Below are 14,964 nucleotides of genomic sequence, written 5' to 3' on the forward strand. Positions count from 1 at the left end.
GCGCGGCCGGCCCTAGCTGATCCAGCCCTGTCGACGCCATGCGACCGCCCCGCGGTCCGCGAGTGCCGCCCGCACGGCTGCGATCGCGGCGGCCTCGTCCACGCCCACCGCGCGGGCATAGGCGCGCACCGCGCCGAACAGGTAGATCGGCGCCGCGAATTCCTCGAACGCGCCCTCTTCGATCGCGGTCAGGAACGACGCCGGAAAGCGGATTTCGCCGGCGACATCTTCGATCGATCGTCGCACCACGTCCCGCGCGTCCCTCAACAGGCGGGAAACCGAACCGCGCGGCGAGATCGGCATTTCCGCCTCTTCATATGGCAACGACATTTCCGTGACTGCGTCCATCGATTCCTCCGGTCGTTCGCGATTAGCGAGGCCGATCAGCGCCGGACAATCAGGGAATTACCCGATTCGGGACGTAGAGTTACTCAAAATGGCCGAAGCCGCATTGTGCCGGCAACCGGGCGGTCTACAGTCGCGGGTGAAAGGGGCGCTTTACCGCAATGCCCGCACCGACAGCCAGTTACCGCCGTCACAGTCGCCTGGTATCACGCATTGTCGCGCGCGAAATGCTGTCCTCACTCGCCGATCTGTCCGGCCATCTTCCGCGCCAGACGTCCCGCATGCGCATGGTGTCGATCCCGATCATCGTCAGCCTGATGCACGACGATCTCGACATGCGCCTTCGTGAGGCGGCGCCGTCACGGGGCAGCTCCATCAACGGCATCGCCGGATCGCTGGACATCCCGTTCGAAACGGCGCGCCGGGTGGTGCGGCGGCTGATCGCTGCCGGCTGGCTCGTCTTCTCGCCGACCAATGCCGTCATGGTCGGGGAATGCCCCGCGGCCCTGGCCTGGCGCGCAACCCTTGCCGATCGCGTGCGAAGCGCGGGCGGCGACATCGACCGGACGAAAATCGCGCCGGATCACCCGATCGGGCAGATCGCCTGCGACCTGGCGGCGCAGATGGTGATGCTCGACCTGCTGCACCTGATCGCGGGTCTGGTCCGCAACTTCGGGTACGGCTACGCTGAAATCTTCTTTCTTCAATATGTCTGCGCGCTCAGCGTCCGGCGGCTGGCCACCGATCCCGGCCTTGCCGCCCGGCTTTCGTTCCGGGAAAACATGCTCCCGGACGAATATCGCGATTTCATCCCGATACCCCGGATCGCGAACGACCTGCACATGGCACGCTCGACCATCTATCGGCTTGTGCGCGAGTGTTTGGACGGCGGCGCGATCGAGCGCGACGGCAACGCGATCCGCCCCACCGCCATCTTCCTCGCGAGCGACGCCTATGCCCACTCGATGGACCTCATCGCCAGCCGCACCGCCACGCTGATGGCGCGCGCCGAACGGCATGTGTGCGCGCAAGGCTGCGGCGTACCGCCGGCCGCACCGATGGCGTTGCGCGCCTAGCTGCGCAGCACCCAGATGGCGAGTATGGCGAGGATCACGCCAAGCGCGACCGCGACCGGCAGTTTGGGATTGCGCAGCCGGCGGCGCCGGGCGCTACCCATCCGGTCGAGATCGAACCAGTAATGCGCCGGCGATGTCTGGCGGATGACCCCCGTCGCCAGCAACCGGTCGAACGCGGCACGCTCGCGCGGGCCGGCCGGCACATATTCGATCGCGGTGCCGGCGGTCATCGCGCGATGGTCGGCGAAATGGCGCTGGACACGATAGGCATCCAGGTCGCGTGGGACGGTCGGACTCAGCATCGGCGGCTCATCCCGACATAATCGGGTCGCGGCGATCCCGGTTCAACCACCGATCGCTCCCCCACCGGCAATGGACCGCCTGTTCGCGCGCGCCGCCCGGACAGGTTTCAAGCGATGGCAGACCCGGAACTCCGGAATGGGAGGGCGAACGCGGCCCGATCCCGAACCGCCGACATGGCCAGGTTGGCCCGCTTTTGAAGTTGCGGTACGGAGGACCGAACAAGGGAGAGGATGACATGGCGCGCGAACTGGACCTGATCGTATATGGCGCTACGGGCTTCACCGGCCGGCTGGTCGCCGAATATCTGGCGCAGGCATATGCCGGCGACGCCCTCAAATGGGCGATGGCCGGACGTTCGCTCGCCAAGCTGGAACAGGTGCGCGACGCGATTGGCGCGCCCGGCGACACGCCGCTGATCACCGCCAATGCCGACGACCCCGCCGCGCTGCGCGCGATGACCGCCCGGGCGCGGGTCGTCATCTCGACGGTCGGCCCCTATCAGCTGTACGGCAACGACCTTGTCGCCGCCTGCGTCGAAACCGGAACCGCCTATGTCGATCTGTGCGGCGAGCCCAACTGGATGCACGACGTCATCGCCGCCCATCACGCCGCCGCACAGGCGAGCGGGGCGCGGATCGTGCTGTCATGCGGGTTCGATTCGATCCCGTTCGACCTGGGCGTATGGACGGTCGAACAGGCGGCACGCGCGAAGTTCGGCAAGCCCGCCCCGCGCGTAAAGGGGCGCGTGCGCAAGATGCAGGGAACGTTCTCCGGCGGCACCTTTGCCAGCGGCAAGGCGACGGCAGCGGCGGCGGCGAAAAATCCGGCGGTCCTCAAACTGCTGCTCGACCCCTTTGCGCTGACCCCCGGGTTCGAAGGGCCGGGCCAGCCGCTGGGCATCGTACCCGAATATGATGCGGCGGTCGGCGGATGGGTCGCGCCATTCGTGATGGCGACGATCAATACCAAGAATGTCCACCGTACCAACTTCCTCGCCGGCCACCCCTATGGCGCCGACTTCCGCTATGACGAGATGATGGTCGCGCCGGGCCTGGGGGAGATGGGCAAGGCTGCGGCCGAGGCGATCGCGAAGATGAACCCGATGAACGCCGACAAGGGACCGGCGCCGGGCGAAGGGCCGTCGAAGGAAGAGCGTGAGAACGGATTTTACGAGATCGATTTCATCGCCGAAATGCCGTCGGGAGAGACGCTCACCTGCACCGTCACCGGCGACCGCGATCCCGGCTATGGCTCGACCAGCCGGATGATCGCGGAAAGCGCGCTGTGCCTGTTGCGCGATGTCGCGGGCAGCGGCGGGGTGTGGACCCCCGGCGCGCTGATGGCCGATCCGCTGCGCGCACGGCTCGAAGCGAAAGCGGGCCTCACCTTCGCGGTCCGCTAACCCCGATAGAGCAGCAGGACCGCGAGCGCGAGCGCAAGCGAAACGCCGATCGCGACCGGCACCATCGCGCGCCGCCGCCGGAGCACCGCCGCGTCATAGGCACGCAGGTCGAGCCAGAAATAGCCGGTGCCTTCCTGCCGGATCAGCCGTTCGGCCAGCAGCGTGTCGAACGCGTCCTTCAATGCGGGCGGCGGGGCGTAGATGATCGTGTCATAGGGCGTGATCGCGTGGCTGGCGCAGAAATGATCGACCACGTGGCGACGCATCCTTGCCCTTCGTGTGATCGGTGTTGCCTCAACGACTGCCATCGCCCACCTTCTTCCTTCGCCACCGCCGCGCGCCGCAGTTCGCACCGCCGCGCAGGATGCGGCGCCGGCTCCGGCCGAAGGCTTGCCGCGCCGTGACCCCCGGCACAAGACCGGGGCGGCGGGAACCGCGTTACCGTTTCTTCCCCTGGTGCCGGATGTTTGCCGGACGGCCGCGCCGCTTGATCGCCCGTTTCGGTGGCCCGCCCCGCCGACGGTCGGTCCCCGATCCGCTGCCCTTGCCGTCGGGCAACTCGAACCGCAGCGCGCCGGAAACCGGGTTCGCCTCGGCCAGCCGCAGCTTCAGCTTCTGACCCAGCGCGAATTCCTCGCCCGTTTCCTCGCCGACCAGCTTCTGCGCCGCCTCGTCATAGCGGAAATATTCGCGGCCCAGGTCGCGGGCCGGCACCAGCCCGTCGCCGCCGACACCGTCCACCGTCGCGAAGAAACCGAAATTCTGAACCCCGGTGATCCGCGCCTCCATCACCTCACCGACATGGGCGGACAGATAGGCGGCGACATAGCGATCGACGGTTTCCCGCTCCGCCTCCATCGCCCGGCGCTCCAGCTGACTGATCACCTCGCCGGTCTTTTCCATGTCCGCATCGGCGGGCAGTTCGCCGCCGGGACCCAGATCATAGGCACCGACCAGCGCGCGATGGACCACCAGATCGGCATAGCGGCGGATCGGTGAGGTAAAATGGGCGTAGCTGCCCAGCGCCAGGCCGAAATGGCCGTGATTGGCGGGACCGTAATAGGCCTGGGTCTGCGTCCGCAGCACCTGGGTCATCACCTCTTCGCGGAAATCGGCGTCCCCCACCCGCGCGATCACATGGTTGAACGTGGCGGGCCGGATCACCTGCCCCAGCGCGAATTCGACGTCGAGCGTCTTGAGATAATCCTTGAGCGCGACCAGCTTCTCGCGGCTCGGCGGCTCGTGGACGCGATACATGACCGGCGCCTTCTTCGCCTCCAATGCCTTTGCCGCCGCGACGTTCGCGGCGATCATATAATCCTCGATCAGCTTGTGCGCGTCGAGCCGTTCGCGCGGCGCGACCGAGAGGATGCGTCCCTTCTCGTCGAGCACGATCCGCCGCTCGGGCAGGTCGAGATCCAGCGGCTCACGCTTCCCGCGCGCCTTGTACAGCGCATCCCAGCAGTCCCAGAGCGGCCTCAGCACCGTCTGTGTCAGCGGATGGTCGAGCCCGCCGTCGATCGCCGCCTGCGCATCCTCATAGGCGATATTGGCGGCGAGCCGCACGACCGCGCGGCTGAACCGCCAGCTTCGCAACTCGCCCTTCGCCGACACCCGAAGGTGACAGACGAGCGCGGCGCGATCGACATCCTGCTTGAGCGAACAGATATCCGCCGACAGCACCTCCGGAAGCATCGGCACGACGCGATCGGGGAAATAGACGCTGTTGCCGCGCTTGCGCGCCTCCCGGTCGAGCAGCGATCCGGGGCGGACGTAGAAGCTGACATCGGCGATCGCCACGATCGCCTTCCACCCGCCCGCATTTTTCGGATCGTCGTCGGGCGCGGCCCATACCGCATCGTCATGGTCGCGCGCATCGGCAGGGTCGATCGCCACGATCGGCACGTCGCGCAGATCCTCCCGTCCCTTGCCCAGATCCAGCTTCGCGACCCGCTCGGCCTCGGCCAGCAGGTCTTCGGAAAAGGCGTTGGGAATGCCGTGGCGGTGGATCGCGATCATCGAGAAGCTGCGTGGGGCGAAGGGATCGCCCAGCACCTCGATCACCCGCGCGGTCAATCGCGGGGGGCGCCCCGTCTTCTCCGCCAGCACCAGATCGCCCGCCTGCCCCTCACCCCGGTCAGAGACGGGGAAGTCGCGCCGCTCCTTCTTCTCGACGCCCTGCAACCAGAATTTGCCGCCCTCTTCGCGCAGCACGCCGAGCATCGTCTCCTCGCCCTTGGCGAGCTTCTTCATCGGATGGGCGATCCACCCCTTGCCCGCCTCTTCGGTGCGGGCGAGAATCCGGTCGCCGACCCCCAGCGCCGCGCCCTTGCCGCGTTTTTCGCGGACGCGCAGCCGCGGGGCCGGAATATGCTCCGCCTCCCAGCGTTCGGGGACCGCCCAGACGGTATCGCCATCGGCATCGACGATCCGCAGCACCGTCACCTTGGGGACCCCCCCCATCTTGTGAAAGGCGCGACCGGGCGCGCTGTCGATCAGCCCTTCATCGGCCATGTCCTTGAGCAGCGCCTTGAGCGCGATCTTTTCCTGGCCCGACAGCGCAAAGGCGCGCGCGATCTCGCGCTTGCCGGCGGGCTGGTCGGAATGGGTGATGAAATCGAGAATCTGTTGCCGCGTCGGCATGCCGGGCGCGGACTTTTTCGCTTTGTTCTGTTTTGTCATTGGACCCGGATATAGGGATCGGCGCCGCTTCCCGCCAGCCGCCACGGGTCAGCGCAGAAAAACCGGCATCGCGCCGCTCGCCCGATAGGCGGTCAGGTCCGCGCGAAGCTGCCTTGCCCGATCGGCCTGTCCCGATGCGTCGAGCATCGCCACCAGATCCGCGCCGACCGCCGCAACGCGATCGTCCTCCCGCCAGGACTGGAACATCAGCTGGCGCAACAGCGCACGATCGGTGCGGATCGCGTCGGAGAGGCGATCGCCGCCCTGCGCCGCGAGCGCGCGCGCCAGCCCGTGCGTCGCCCGCGCGCGCACCACGCTGATGACGATCGGCCGCGGCATCGCCGACAACAGCGCCTCGAACCCCCGCCGGGCGGCCGCCGCGTCACCGGCGGCCAGCAATGCCTCGGCCGCCTGAAGCTGCCTTTGCCAGTCCGCATCGGAATTGCGGCCATATTCATATGCGGTGCGGATCAGGGCGAGCAACTGCCCCCGGCGCTCCGCGAACATCCGCCGGTCGCGTTCATAGGCCTCGTCCCGACTGCCCTGCGGGTGTCGATTGCGGAACGAGGTGGCGATGCCGAGCGCACCCGCGGCCAGCGCATATGCCTCGTCCGCGCGTCCGATCCGCCGGAGCCTGGTGATCGTTCCGTCCAGATATCCACCGAAAAACGGTTCCTCGTCCTCTGCCAGGAGATCCACGGGACTTCGCCCGCGTTGCACGCTGATCGCGGCGGACCAATAGGCGCGCGTGCTCTGCTCGGACGGGCCGCGCACCCGCTCCTCAAACGCGGCCGCGCGCGCGAAGGCGTCGCGGGAAACGGACCGGAAATCGGCGCTTCGGGTCGGAATTTCGCCGGCGCCCTCATAGGCCGCGGCGACCGCTTCATCGACGCGACGCTGCCGCGCCAGATTTTCGGCGAGTTCCATCCAGCGTTCGAACCGGGTGGCGTCGAGGTCCATCTCGACATCCTCCGGCGAAATCGCGGCGATCTGCTTGCGGAGCGCCTGCTCCTGCGCACGCAGCGGCGTCTGGGCCGCCTGCACGGACGTCGCGCCGACCAGCAGCGCCAGCATCAGAAAAACCCGCCCCATGCCGCGATCGTGGCGCGGCATTGCGGGCGGGTCAATCGGCGCGATACTATGCGATCAGCGCAGGATGCGGATAATCGATTCGATCAGGCGCGTCGTGCGATCGACCGCATAGACGCTGCCGTCGCGATAGACATAGTAATTGCCCGGATCATAGGCATGGCGCTGGCGGTAATAGCGCGGCAGCGACTGATAGCGGGTCCAGCCCGAATAGCCGGACGGCACGTAATAGCCGCGCGACCATCCATATTTCTTTGCCTGGCCGGGGGGCATGCAGCCATTGTGCTTCTTCGCCAGCCCCGGGGGACAGCCGCGCTCCGCCTTCATCGCATGATGCTTGCCCGGCCCCCCGCGCTTGCCGGGATCGGCCAGTGCGGGCGTGGCGGCGAGGGCGGCGGCGGCCGCAGCGAAAATCATCAGTTTCACGAGGTCACTCCCGTTCCTTGTCACGGACAAAGAACCGGGCAGCGCAGCCTGGGTTCCCCGCGCCCCTAATAGGCGCGCGCGACCAGGATACGCTCGACCGCCGGCGCGCCGGTGAAGATGCAGGATCCGGTGGCCGGGGCCGCATCGGCCGGAACGTTGCGGAAGGTGAGTTTCAGCGCTTTCAGACGCTCGACCACCTTGTCCAGATCGGCGCCGCCGGGGCGCGCCCATTCCACCTCGACCCAGCCGGGAGATTTTCCGGCGCTCTCGAAATAGGCTTCCAGCCCGGCAAAGTCGGTGACGTCCCGCACGATATTGTCCTGCATGCGCGTGCGGGCCTGATCGAACAACGCGGCCTGGACCGCTTCGAGCCGCCCCACCGCGTCACCCAGAAACGCATCGCGTGCGACGATCGCCGAGTTGAGCTTGCCATCCTCGCGGTAAAGGTCGGTACGGATCGTCACCGAGACATTGCCGCCCGCCATGTCGCGTCCGCCGACCTCGACCACGATCGGCGCGCCCTTCTTGATCCAGCCCCAGCGCTTGGTAACCGCCTTGACCGGCTTGAGATCGAGCAGCGCGCGCACCGGCTCGCCAAATGCCGACTGGCTCGCCAGTTCGCGCTGGATCGCCTTGCAATAGTCGATCAGCGCGGCGTCCTCGTCAGTGTCGCGCAGCATCGGCACGATGACGATCTGCCACGGCGCGATACGCGGCGGCACGCGCAGGCCGTCATCGTCGCCATGCGTCATGATCAGGCCGCCGATCATCCGCGTCGACATGCCCCAGCTGGTGGTCTGGGCCAGTTCCTGCTGCCCCTCCGAATTCTGGAACTTGATGTCCTGCGCCTGGCTGAAGGTGGTGCCCAGGAAGTGCGAGGTGCCGGCCTGAAGCGCCTTGCCGTCCTGCATCATCGCCTCGATGCTGTAGGTCGATACGGCGCCGGGAAACCGTTCATTCTCCGGCTTTTCGCCGGCGACCACCGGCATCGCCACGCATTCCTCGGCAAAGCTGCGATAGACTTCCAGCATCTTGAGCGTCTCTTCGCGCGCCTCCTCGACGCTCGAATGGGCGGTATGCCCCTCCTGCCACAGGAATTCGGCGGTGCGCAGGAACATGCGCGTCCGCATTTCCCAGCGGACCACGTTCGCCCATTGATTGATGAGCACCGGCAGGTCGCGCCACGACTGGACCCAGCGGCTGAACGCGGCGCCGATCACCGTTTCCGACGTGGGCCGCACGACCAGCGGCTCCTCCAGCTTCGCCTCGGGATCGGGGATCATCTTCCCGTCCTTCTGGATCAGCCGGTGATGCGTGACGACCGCCATTTCCTTGGCGAAGCCATCGACATGCTCGGCCTCCTTCTCGAAGTAGGAAAGCGGGATGAACAACGGAAAATAGCAGTTTTCATGCCCCGTCGCCTTGATCCGGTCGTCGAGCAACCGCTGAATCCGTTCCCAGATGCCATAGCCCCATGGCCGGATGACCATGCACCCGCGCACGCCGCTCTCCTCGGCCATGTCGGCCTCGGTGATGACGGTCTGATACCATTGGGCGAAGTCGCCTTCGCGGGTGACGTTGAGCGCATGCTTGATCATGGCGCGGGCCGATAGCGCGTCGCGCGCGCGCCGTCACCCCGCTTCGCCGCTTGCGGCGCATTGCGGCTGCGCCTAGGCGGTTGCGATGACGTCCGACCGCATCATGCTGGGCCTTGGCCTGCGCCTGCTCGCGGTGCTGACGCTATCGACGATGAGCGCGGTGCTGAAACTGGCCGCCGCGCATGGCGCGAACCTCGCCGAAATCCTTCTGTTCCGGCAATTGTTCGCGCTTCCCCTGCTGGTCGCGTGGATCGCGATCGGCCCGGGGCTGGGAACGATTCGCACGCGGCGGTTCGGCCTGCACCTGTCGCGGACCGCGGTCGGTCTGACCGGCATGGTGTTCAACCTTGGCACCGTCATGGTGCTGCCGCTCGCCGAAGCGACGACCTTTGGCTATACGGTGCCGATCTTCGCGACGATCCTGGGCGCGCTGGTCTTGCGCGAACCCACCGGCTGGCACCGCTGGGCGGCGGTGCTGGTGGGATTTGCCGGCGTGTTGATCGTGACCCAGCCGGGCGGCACGCACATCCCGCTGTTCGGTGCCGCGATCGGCCTGATCGCCGCGCTGTTCGTCGCCATCGTCGCGATCCAGCTGCGGCACATGAGCAAGACCGAACTGCCGACCACGACGGTCTTCTGGTTCTCGCTGCTGTCGGTGCCGCCACTGGCGATCGCCTATCCGTTCTTCGCCCAGATGCACGATTGGCAGACGTTCGGCCTGTTGATCCTGATCGGGGTGATCGGCGGCGCGGGGCAGCTCGCGCTCACCGCGGCGCTGCGCTTTGCGCCGGTATCGACCGTGGTGCCGATGGATTATTCCAGCCTGATCTGGGCGACGATGTATGGCTGGCTGATCTTCGGCGTTCTGCCGGGCATATGGACCTGGGTCGGCGCGCCGGTCATCATCGCCAGCGCGCTCTACATCGCCTGGCGCGAACGGCGGCTGGGTCTTGCGCGGACCGGCCCGATCATCGCCCCCGGGGAGGACCCCCAGGACCCCGTCATCGCCGATAGACGAGGATGAGATTGTTTGCCGGCATCTCGATCAGCCGGTCGAATGTCAGCCCGCTATCCCTCGCGGCTTCGGTCACATCGGCCACCTCGCGCAGCCCCCAGCGTGGATCACGCGCGCGCAACGACTGGTCGAACGCCAGGTTCGACGCGGCGGTCGGCACGTCCGCGCGACGATAGGGACCATAAAGGATCAGCGGCGCCCCGGCGGGCAGCAACCGCGCCGACCCGGCCAGCAGTCCCAGCGTCGCCGCCCACGGGCTGATATGCACCATGTTGACGCACAGGATCGCATCGGCCGCACCGACCGGCCAGCCGCACGCCCCGGCATCGATGGCGAGCGGCGGCGCGACATTGTCCAGCCCCGCGCACCACGACGCGATCGAGGCGCGCGCACCGGGATCGGGATCGCTCGGCTGCCAGTGCAGCTGCGCAAAGCGCTGCGCCAGAAAGGCGCAATGCTCGCCGCTCCCGCTCGCGATCTCCAGCACCGTGCCGTGCCGGGGCAGCAGCGTGGCCAGTTCGTCGGCGATGGCATCCCGGTTGCGCAGCGTCGCGGGGGCGTGTTTGCGCACTGCGCTCCCCTCTTCCGCGACGATCCAGGGCGTATCGCTCACCCCCGCCGCGCCAGATCGATCAGCCGGCGTGCGCGCAGATACATCTCGACCCGCGTCGCGACGACCAGCCCCAGTGCGAAAGCGATCAGCACGTCGCTGATTGTCGTCGCGCCAAGATGCAGCCAGCTTTCGCTATAGGCCGCGACCTCTCGTGCGGTCGTGCGGATCACGATCAGCGCGAGGAGGAACAGCAGGGCAGCCGGTGAGCCGCGCTGGCTGACGCCATGGGTTTCGGGATCGACGTTGATGTCCATGAACTTGCCGCGCTGCCACCCCAGCCCCGCGCCGATGGCGAGCGCGACCGCGCAGACCGCCCAGACCATCGGCGAGGGCGGCGCACTCCAGAACAGCGCGCCGGCCATCACCAGCAAAAGCGCCGGGACGATCCAGAGCAGGTTGATATTGAGTCGCCGCTCGCGACGCATCCGTCGCCAGCGAAGCGCAAAGACGATCAACACCACCCCGGCGCTGATCGCATATCCCATCCATCCGGCCTGTGGCGGCGGCTGTGTCATGACCCGATCCCGATCCCCATGCGATTGCGGGCGACGGACCCAGATCGATCGCGCGCCCTCGCTACCGCTTCAAGCCGGTTTTTCGGCGGCCGTCCACTGCGATCGCCTAACGCGGGGCGCAGGCCGTGCGGTCGCCCGCCTTGCACCGTGCCACCAGCGCTTCATATTCGGCCTGTTGCCGGGCGACATCGGCGCGCCACTTCGCCATTTTCGCCTCGTAATCCGCCTTTTGCCGGGCAACATACATGTCATAGTCGGATTGCCGGTCGAGATTGGTCTTGGCCACCCGATCGGCTTCCTCGCGGTCGCGCTGTTTCTGTCGGTCGTACAGCGCCTGCGCCTCCATCCGGTCGGCATCCGCCTCCGCCTTGGGAATGCGCGGGTCGTAGCTTTGCGCGAGCGCCGGCGTGGCGATCAACGCGATCAGCGCGGCGGTCAGGGTCGTCCGGATCATGAGCGTCTCCACAGACCGGCACCCTGCCGGCGCGAAAAATCTAACCCGAAACGATCCCCGCGAAAACTGACTTATTCCGCCGCCTCGGCCTGTGCCGGCTCCTTCCACACCAGCACCGGCTTGCGCGCGGCCTGGGTCTCGTCGAGCCGGCGGCGCGGCGCGAAATGCGGTGCGGACTTGAGCGCCTGATCCCCCGCCTTCGCCCGCTCGGCGACCGAACGGAACGCACCGATGAACTGGTCCAGCGCCGCCTTGCTCTCGGTCTCGGTCGGCTCGACCAGCATCGCGCCATGCACGACCAGTGGGAAGTAGACCGTCATCGGGTGATAGCCCTCGTCGATCAGCCCCTTGGCGATGTCGAGCGTCGAAAAGCCCTCCGGCAGGCCCTTGTCGCTGAAAATCGCCTCATGCATGCACGGCCCGCTCTTCGCGAACGGCGCGTCGAGCACATCCTCCAGCGCGCGCAGCACGTAATTGGCGTTGAGCACCGAATCCTCGGCAACCTGCTTCAGCCCGTCGGCGCCATGGCTCAGGATATAGGTCAGCGCACGCGTGAACATGCCCATCTGACCGTGGAACGACACCATGCGGCCAAAGGTGGCGGCGTGATGTTCCTCGGCGGTTTCCTCCTCGACCAGCGCGAACCCGTCGCCGCGCTTTTCGACAAAGGGCAGCGGGGCATAGGGGGCCAGCGCCTGCGACAGCACGACCGGCCCCGATCCCGGCCCGCCACCGCCATGCGGGGTGGAAAAGGTCTTGTGCAGATTGATGTGCATCGCATCGACACCCAGGTCGCCCGGACGCACCCTGCCGACGATCGCGTTGAAATTCGCGCCGTCGCAATAGACATAGCCGCCGGCGGCGTGGACCGCGTCGGAAATGGTCTTCAGTTCGCGCTCGAACAGGCCACAGGTGTTCGGATTGGTGATCATCACCCCCGCGACATCCGGCCCCAGCCGTGCCTTGAGCGCATCGACATCGACGCGGCCATCGGGCGTTGCCGGAATATCCTCGACCGCGAAGCCCGCGAACGCGGCGGTCGCCGGGTTGGTGCCGTGCGCGCTTTCCGGCACCAGAATGACCCGCCGATCCTCGCCGCGTGCTTCGAGTGCCGCCTTGATGCACAGGATTCCGCACAGCTCGCCATGCGCACCCGCCTTGGGCGACATCGCGACCGAATGCATGCCGGTCAGCGTGACCAGCCAGTGCGCGAGCTGATGGATCACCTCGAACGCGCCCTGCACCGTATCGACCGGCTGCAACGGATGGATGTCGGCAAAGCCGGGCAGCCGCGCCATCCGCTCGTTGAGGCGCGGATTGTGCTTCATCGTGCAGCTGCCGAGCGGGAACAGGCCAAGGTCGATGGCGTAGTTCTGACGGCTGAGGCGCGTGTAGTGGCGCACCGCCTCCGGCTCGCTCAGGCCCGGCAGGCCGATGTCGCGATTGCGGTCGAGGCCGCCGAGGCGCGACGCGGTCTTCGGCGCGTCGGCGAAATCGACGCCGGTGGTGTCAAGCGAACCGATCTCAAAGATCAGCGGCTCCTCAAGCATCAGCGCGCGGTTGCCGGTAAAGGTCGCATTGTCGCTGCGGCGTTCGGGGCTCATTTCGGGGCGCCAGCCGGACTGGTTGATCGTGCTCATGCCAGCACCTCCTCAAGCGCGGCGGCAAGGGTTTCGACGTCCTCCGCAGTGGTGGTTTCGGTGACCGCGACGACAAGGCCGTTGGCGAGCACGTCCTCCCCCGGATAGAGCCGTCCGAGCGATACGCCGGCCAGGATACCCCGGTCCGCCAGTTCGCGCACCACCGGTCGCGCCTCCCTCGACAGCTTGAGCGTGAATTCGTTGAAGAAGGTCGGGGTCACCAGCTCGACCCCCGGCACGCTGGCCAGCCGGTCGGCGGCGGCGCACGCGCCGGCATGGTTGAGCGCGGCGAGCTGCCGCAGCCCCTTCTCGCCCAACAACGTCATATGGATCGACCACGCCAGCGCGCACAGCACCGAACTGGTACAGATGTTCGATGTCGCCTTCTCGCGCCGGATATGCTGCTCGCGCGTCGAGAGCGTCAGCACGAAGCCACGCTTGCCCTCCGCGTCCACCGTCTCGCCGGTGAGGCGGCCCGGCATCTGGCGGACATATTTGTCCTTGCATCCGAACAGGCCGACATAGGGTCCGCCGAACTGAAGGCCAACGCCGATCGATTGCCCCTCGCCCACCACGATGTCCGCGCCCATCTCGCCCGGCGACTTGATCGCCCCCAGCGCCACCGGCTCCGTCACCACCGCCACCAGCAGCGCCTTCTTCGCCTGACACGCGGCGGCGAGGCCGGAAAGGTCGGCGATGCGACCGAGAATGTCGGGATACTGCACGACGACACATGAGGTTTCGTCGTCGATCATGCCGATCAGGTCGTCTATATCGGGTTCGGCGATCAGCGCCGGCGTCGCGGTGACCAGCGTGTCGCCGGTATATTTCGCCATCGTGTTCGCGACCGACACATAATGCGGGTGAAGCCCGCCCGACAGGATCGCCTTGGCCCGCTTGGTGATCCGGCGCGCCATCCCGATCGCCTCCCAGCAGGCGGTCGATCCGTCGTACATCGACGCGTTGGCGACATCGGTCCCCAGCAGGCGCGCGACCTGCGTCTGGAATTCGAACATCACCTGAAGCGTACCCTGCGCGATTTCCGGCTGATACGGCGTATAGGCGGTCAGGAACTCGCCGCGCTGGATCAGGTGATCGACGCTCGCGGGGACATGGTGCCGGTACGCGCCGCAGCCGATGAAGAAGGGCGCCTCCCCCGCCGACAGATTCTTGCCCGCCAGCTTCGACATATGCCGTTCAACCGCCAGTTCGCTGGCATGCATCGGCAGCCCGTCGATCGGGCCGGACAGGCGGGCGCTTTCGGGGACGTCCGCGAACAGGTCGTCGATCGCGGCGGCGCCGACCGCGGCGAGCATCGCCTGCCGGTCGGAGGGCGTCAGGGGAAGGTAGCGCAAATCAATTCTCCGGCCACTGGCCAAAAACCAGACCCGTCACCCCGGCGTCGCGCCGGGGATGACGGCACGAAATCACAGCTTGCTGACGAAATCCGCGTATTTCGCCTCGTCCATCAGGCCGTCCAGCTCGCTGGCGTCGCTCAGCGTCATCTTGAAGAACCAGCCCTCGCCCTCCGGGTCCTCGTTCACCAGCGCGGGATTGTCGTCGAGATCGGCATTGCCCTCGATCACCGTGCCGCTGACCGGGGCATAGACGTCGCTCGCCGCCTTCACGCTCTCGACCACGGCGGCGTCGTCGCCCTTGCTCACCTGCTTGCCCTCGTCGGGCGTCTCGACGAACACGATGTCGCCCAGCTGGCTCTGCGCATAGTCGGTGATGCCGACCGTGGCGGTATCGCCGTCGACATCGATCCACTCATGATCTTCAGTGAAATAACGGCTCATTTCGCTG

The 14,964-nt window shown here is 67.1% G+C and carries 16 protein-coding genes; 3 read left to right on the top strand and 13 right to left on the bottom strand.

Annotation, left to right across the window (positions count from 1 at the left end):
• Window positions 1-12: 12 nt before the first annotated feature.
• Window positions 13-348, bottom strand: coding sequence for a helix-turn-helix transcriptional regulator (locus KF783_RS01365; protein ID WP_294076096.1), 336 nt, complete (start codon window positions 346-348; stop codon window positions 13-15).
• A gap of 224 nt (window positions 349-572) precedes the next feature.
• Here KF783_RS01365 and KF783_RS01370 point away from each other — a divergent pair, with 224 nt between their 5' ends.
• The gene (locus tag KF783_RS01370) at window positions 573-1,421 is read left to right on the top strand and encodes a hypothetical protein (protein WP_294076097.1); all 849 of its coding nucleotides are present in this window, start codon (window positions 573-575) and stop codon (window positions 1,419-1,421) included.
• Here the strand turns inward: KF783_RS01370 and KF783_RS01375 are convergent.
• The gene (locus KF783_RS01375; RefSeq protein ID WP_294076098.1) at window positions 1,418-1,723 is read right to left on the bottom strand and encodes a hypothetical protein; all 306 of its coding nucleotides are present in this window, start codon (window positions 1,721-1,723) and stop codon (window positions 1,418-1,420) included. The two genes, KF783_RS01370 and KF783_RS01375, sit on opposite strands and share 4 nt — an antisense overlap.
• Before the next feature lie 236 nt (window positions 1,724-1,959).
• On the opposite strand from KF783_RS01375, the gene KF783_RS01380 reads away from it, so the two are divergent.
• Window positions 1,960-3,126 (top strand): saccharopine dehydrogenase NADP-binding domain-containing protein, encoded by a 1,167-nt coding sequence (locus KF783_RS01380; protein WP_294076099.1) that lies wholly within the window; start codon window positions 1,960-1,962, stop codon window positions 3,124-3,126.
• On the opposite strand, the gene KF783_RS01385 is transcribed toward KF783_RS01380, so the two are convergent.
• From KF783_RS01385 to KF783_RS01405, 5 genes are all read right to left on the bottom strand, one after another.
• Window positions 3,123-3,392 carry a hypothetical protein gene (locus KF783_RS01385; protein WP_294076100.1) on the bottom strand — a complete coding sequence of 90 codons (270 nt, stop codon included), beginning with the start codon at window positions 3,390-3,392 and terminating at the stop codon, window positions 3,123-3,125. The genes KF783_RS01380 and KF783_RS01385 overlap by 4 nt on opposite strands.
• A 172-nt stretch (window positions 3,393-3,564) precedes the next feature.
• Complete coding sequence (gene rnr / locus KF783_RS01390; RefSeq protein ID WP_294076101.1) at window positions 3,565-5,808, bottom strand: ribonuclease R; 2,244 nt, start codon at window positions 5,806-5,808, stop codon at window positions 3,565-3,567.
• A 48-nt stretch (window positions 5,809-5,856) separates the two neighbouring features.
• Complete coding sequence (locus tag KF783_RS01395) at window positions 5,857-6,900, bottom strand: hypothetical protein (RefSeq protein WP_294076102.1); 1,044 nt, start codon at window positions 6,898-6,900, stop codon at window positions 5,857-5,859.
• A 54-nt stretch (window positions 6,901-6,954) separates the two neighbouring features.
• Complete coding sequence (locus tag KF783_RS01400; protein WP_294076103.1) at window positions 6,955-7,323, bottom strand: hypothetical protein; 369 nt, start codon at window positions 7,321-7,323, stop codon at window positions 6,955-6,957.
• 65 nt (window positions 7,324-7,388) lie between these two features.
• Complete coding sequence (locus KF783_RS01405; RefSeq protein ID WP_294076104.1) at window positions 7,389-8,921, bottom strand: aminoacyl--tRNA ligase-related protein; 1,533 nt, start codon at window positions 8,919-8,921, stop codon at window positions 7,389-7,391.
• Between the two features lie 85 nt (window positions 8,922-9,006).
• Between KF783_RS01405 and KF783_RS01410 the strand changes: the two genes are divergently transcribed.
• Window positions 9,007-9,945 (top strand): DMT family transporter, encoded by a 939-nt coding sequence (locus KF783_RS01410; RefSeq protein WP_294076105.1) that lies wholly within the window; start codon window positions 9,007-9,009, stop codon window positions 9,943-9,945.
• On the opposite strand, the gene KF783_RS01415 is transcribed toward KF783_RS01410, so the two are convergent.
• The 6 genes from KF783_RS01415 to gcvH all read right to left on the bottom strand — a co-directional run bounded on the left by KF783_RS01415 (window position 9,923) and on the right by gcvH (window position 14,957).
• Window positions 9,923-10,549, bottom strand: a complete 627-nt coding sequence (locus KF783_RS01415; protein WP_294076106.1) for a DUF938 domain-containing protein — start codon at window positions 10,547-10,549, stop codon at window positions 9,923-9,925. The two genes, KF783_RS01410 and KF783_RS01415, sit on opposite strands and share 23 nt — an antisense overlap.
• Entirely contained in the window at window positions 10,546-11,064 is a 519-nt protein-coding gene (locus tag KF783_RS01420) for a CcdC protein domain-containing protein (RefSeq protein WP_294076107.1), read from the bottom strand. Before KF783_RS01420 ends, KF783_RS01415 begins: the two co-directional genes overlap by 4 nt.
• Before the next feature lie 106 nt (window positions 11,065-11,170).
• The gene (locus tag KF783_RS01425) at window positions 11,171-11,518 is read right to left on the bottom strand and encodes a hypothetical protein (RefSeq protein ID WP_294076108.1); all 348 of its coding nucleotides are present in this window, start codon (window positions 11,516-11,518) and stop codon (window positions 11,171-11,173) included.
• Between the two features lie 71 nt (window positions 11,519-11,589).
• On the bottom strand, window positions 11,590-13,122 hold the full coding sequence (gcvPB, locus tag KF783_RS01430) for an aminomethyl-transferring glycine dehydrogenase subunit GcvPB (protein ID WP_294076343.1): 1,533 nt from the start codon (window positions 13,120-13,122) through the stop codon (window positions 11,590-11,592).
• Window positions 13,123-13,154: 32 nt separating this feature from the next.
• Complete coding sequence (gcvPA, locus tag KF783_RS01435; protein WP_294076109.1) at window positions 13,155-14,513, bottom strand: aminomethyl-transferring glycine dehydrogenase subunit GcvPA; 1,359 nt, start codon at window positions 14,511-14,513, stop codon at window positions 13,155-13,157.
• Between the two features lie 72 nt (window positions 14,514-14,585).
• A complete protein-coding gene (gene gcvH / locus KF783_RS01440) occupies window positions 14,586-14,957 on the bottom strand; it encodes a glycine cleavage system protein GcvH (RefSeq protein ID WP_294076110.1) in 372 nt (123 codons plus the stop codon).
• Window positions 14,958-14,964: the final 7 nt, after the last annotated feature.

This window comes from Sphingomonas sp., from assembly GCF_019635455.1.
Lineage (GTDB): Bacteria > Pseudomonadota > Alphaproteobacteria > Sphingomonadales > Sphingomonadaceae > Sphingomonas.

Excerpts from the sequence above, each read along its gene's own strand:
- KF783_RS01365 (WP_294076096.1), bottom strand. The coding sequence starts at position 348 with ATGGACGCAGTCACGGAAATGTCGTTGCCATATGAAGAGGCGGAAATG.
- KF783_RS01370 (WP_294076097.1), top strand. The coding sequence starts at position 573 with ATGCTGTCCTCACTCGCCGATCTGTCCGGCCATCTTCCGCGCCAGACG.
- KF783_RS01375 (WP_294076098.1), bottom strand. The coding sequence starts at position 1,723 with ATGCTGAGTCCGACCGTCCCACGCGACCTGGATGCCTATCGTGTCCAG.
- KF783_RS01380 (WP_294076099.1), top strand. The coding sequence starts at position 1,960 with ATGGCGCGCGAACTGGACCTGATCGTATATGGCGCTACGGGCTTCACC.
- KF783_RS01385 (WP_294076100.1), bottom strand. The coding sequence starts at position 3,392 with ATGCGTCGCCACGTGGTCGATCATTTCTGCGCCAGCCACGCGATCACG.
- rnr (WP_294076101.1), bottom strand. The coding sequence starts at position 5,808 with ATGACAAAACAGAACAAAGCGAAAAAGTCCGCGCCCGGCATGCCGACG.
- KF783_RS01395 (WP_294076102.1), bottom strand. The coding sequence starts at position 6,900 with ATGGGGCGGGTTTTTCTGATGCTGGCGCTGCTGGTCGGCGCGACGTCC.
- KF783_RS01405 (WP_294076104.1), bottom strand. The coding sequence starts at position 8,921 with ATGATCAAGCATGCGCTCAACGTCACCCGCGAAGGCGACTTCGCCCAA.
- KF783_RS01410 (WP_294076105.1), top strand. The coding sequence starts at position 9,007 with ATGACGTCCGACCGCATCATGCTGGGCCTTGGCCTGCGCCTGCTCGCG.
- KF783_RS01420 (WP_294076107.1), bottom strand. The coding sequence starts at position 11,064 with ATGACACAGCCGCCGCCACAGGCCGGATGGATGGGATATGCGATCAGC.
- KF783_RS01425 (WP_294076108.1), bottom strand. The coding sequence starts at position 11,518 with ATGATCCGGACGACCCTGACCGCCGCGCTGATCGCGTTGATCGCCACG.
- gcvPB (WP_294076343.1), bottom strand. The coding sequence starts at position 13,122 with ATGAGCCCCGAACGCCGCAGCGACAATGCGACCTTTACCGGCAACCGC.
- gcvH (WP_294076110.1), bottom strand. The coding sequence starts at position 14,957 with ATGAGCCGTTATTTCACTGAAGATCATGAGTGGATCGATGTCGACGGC.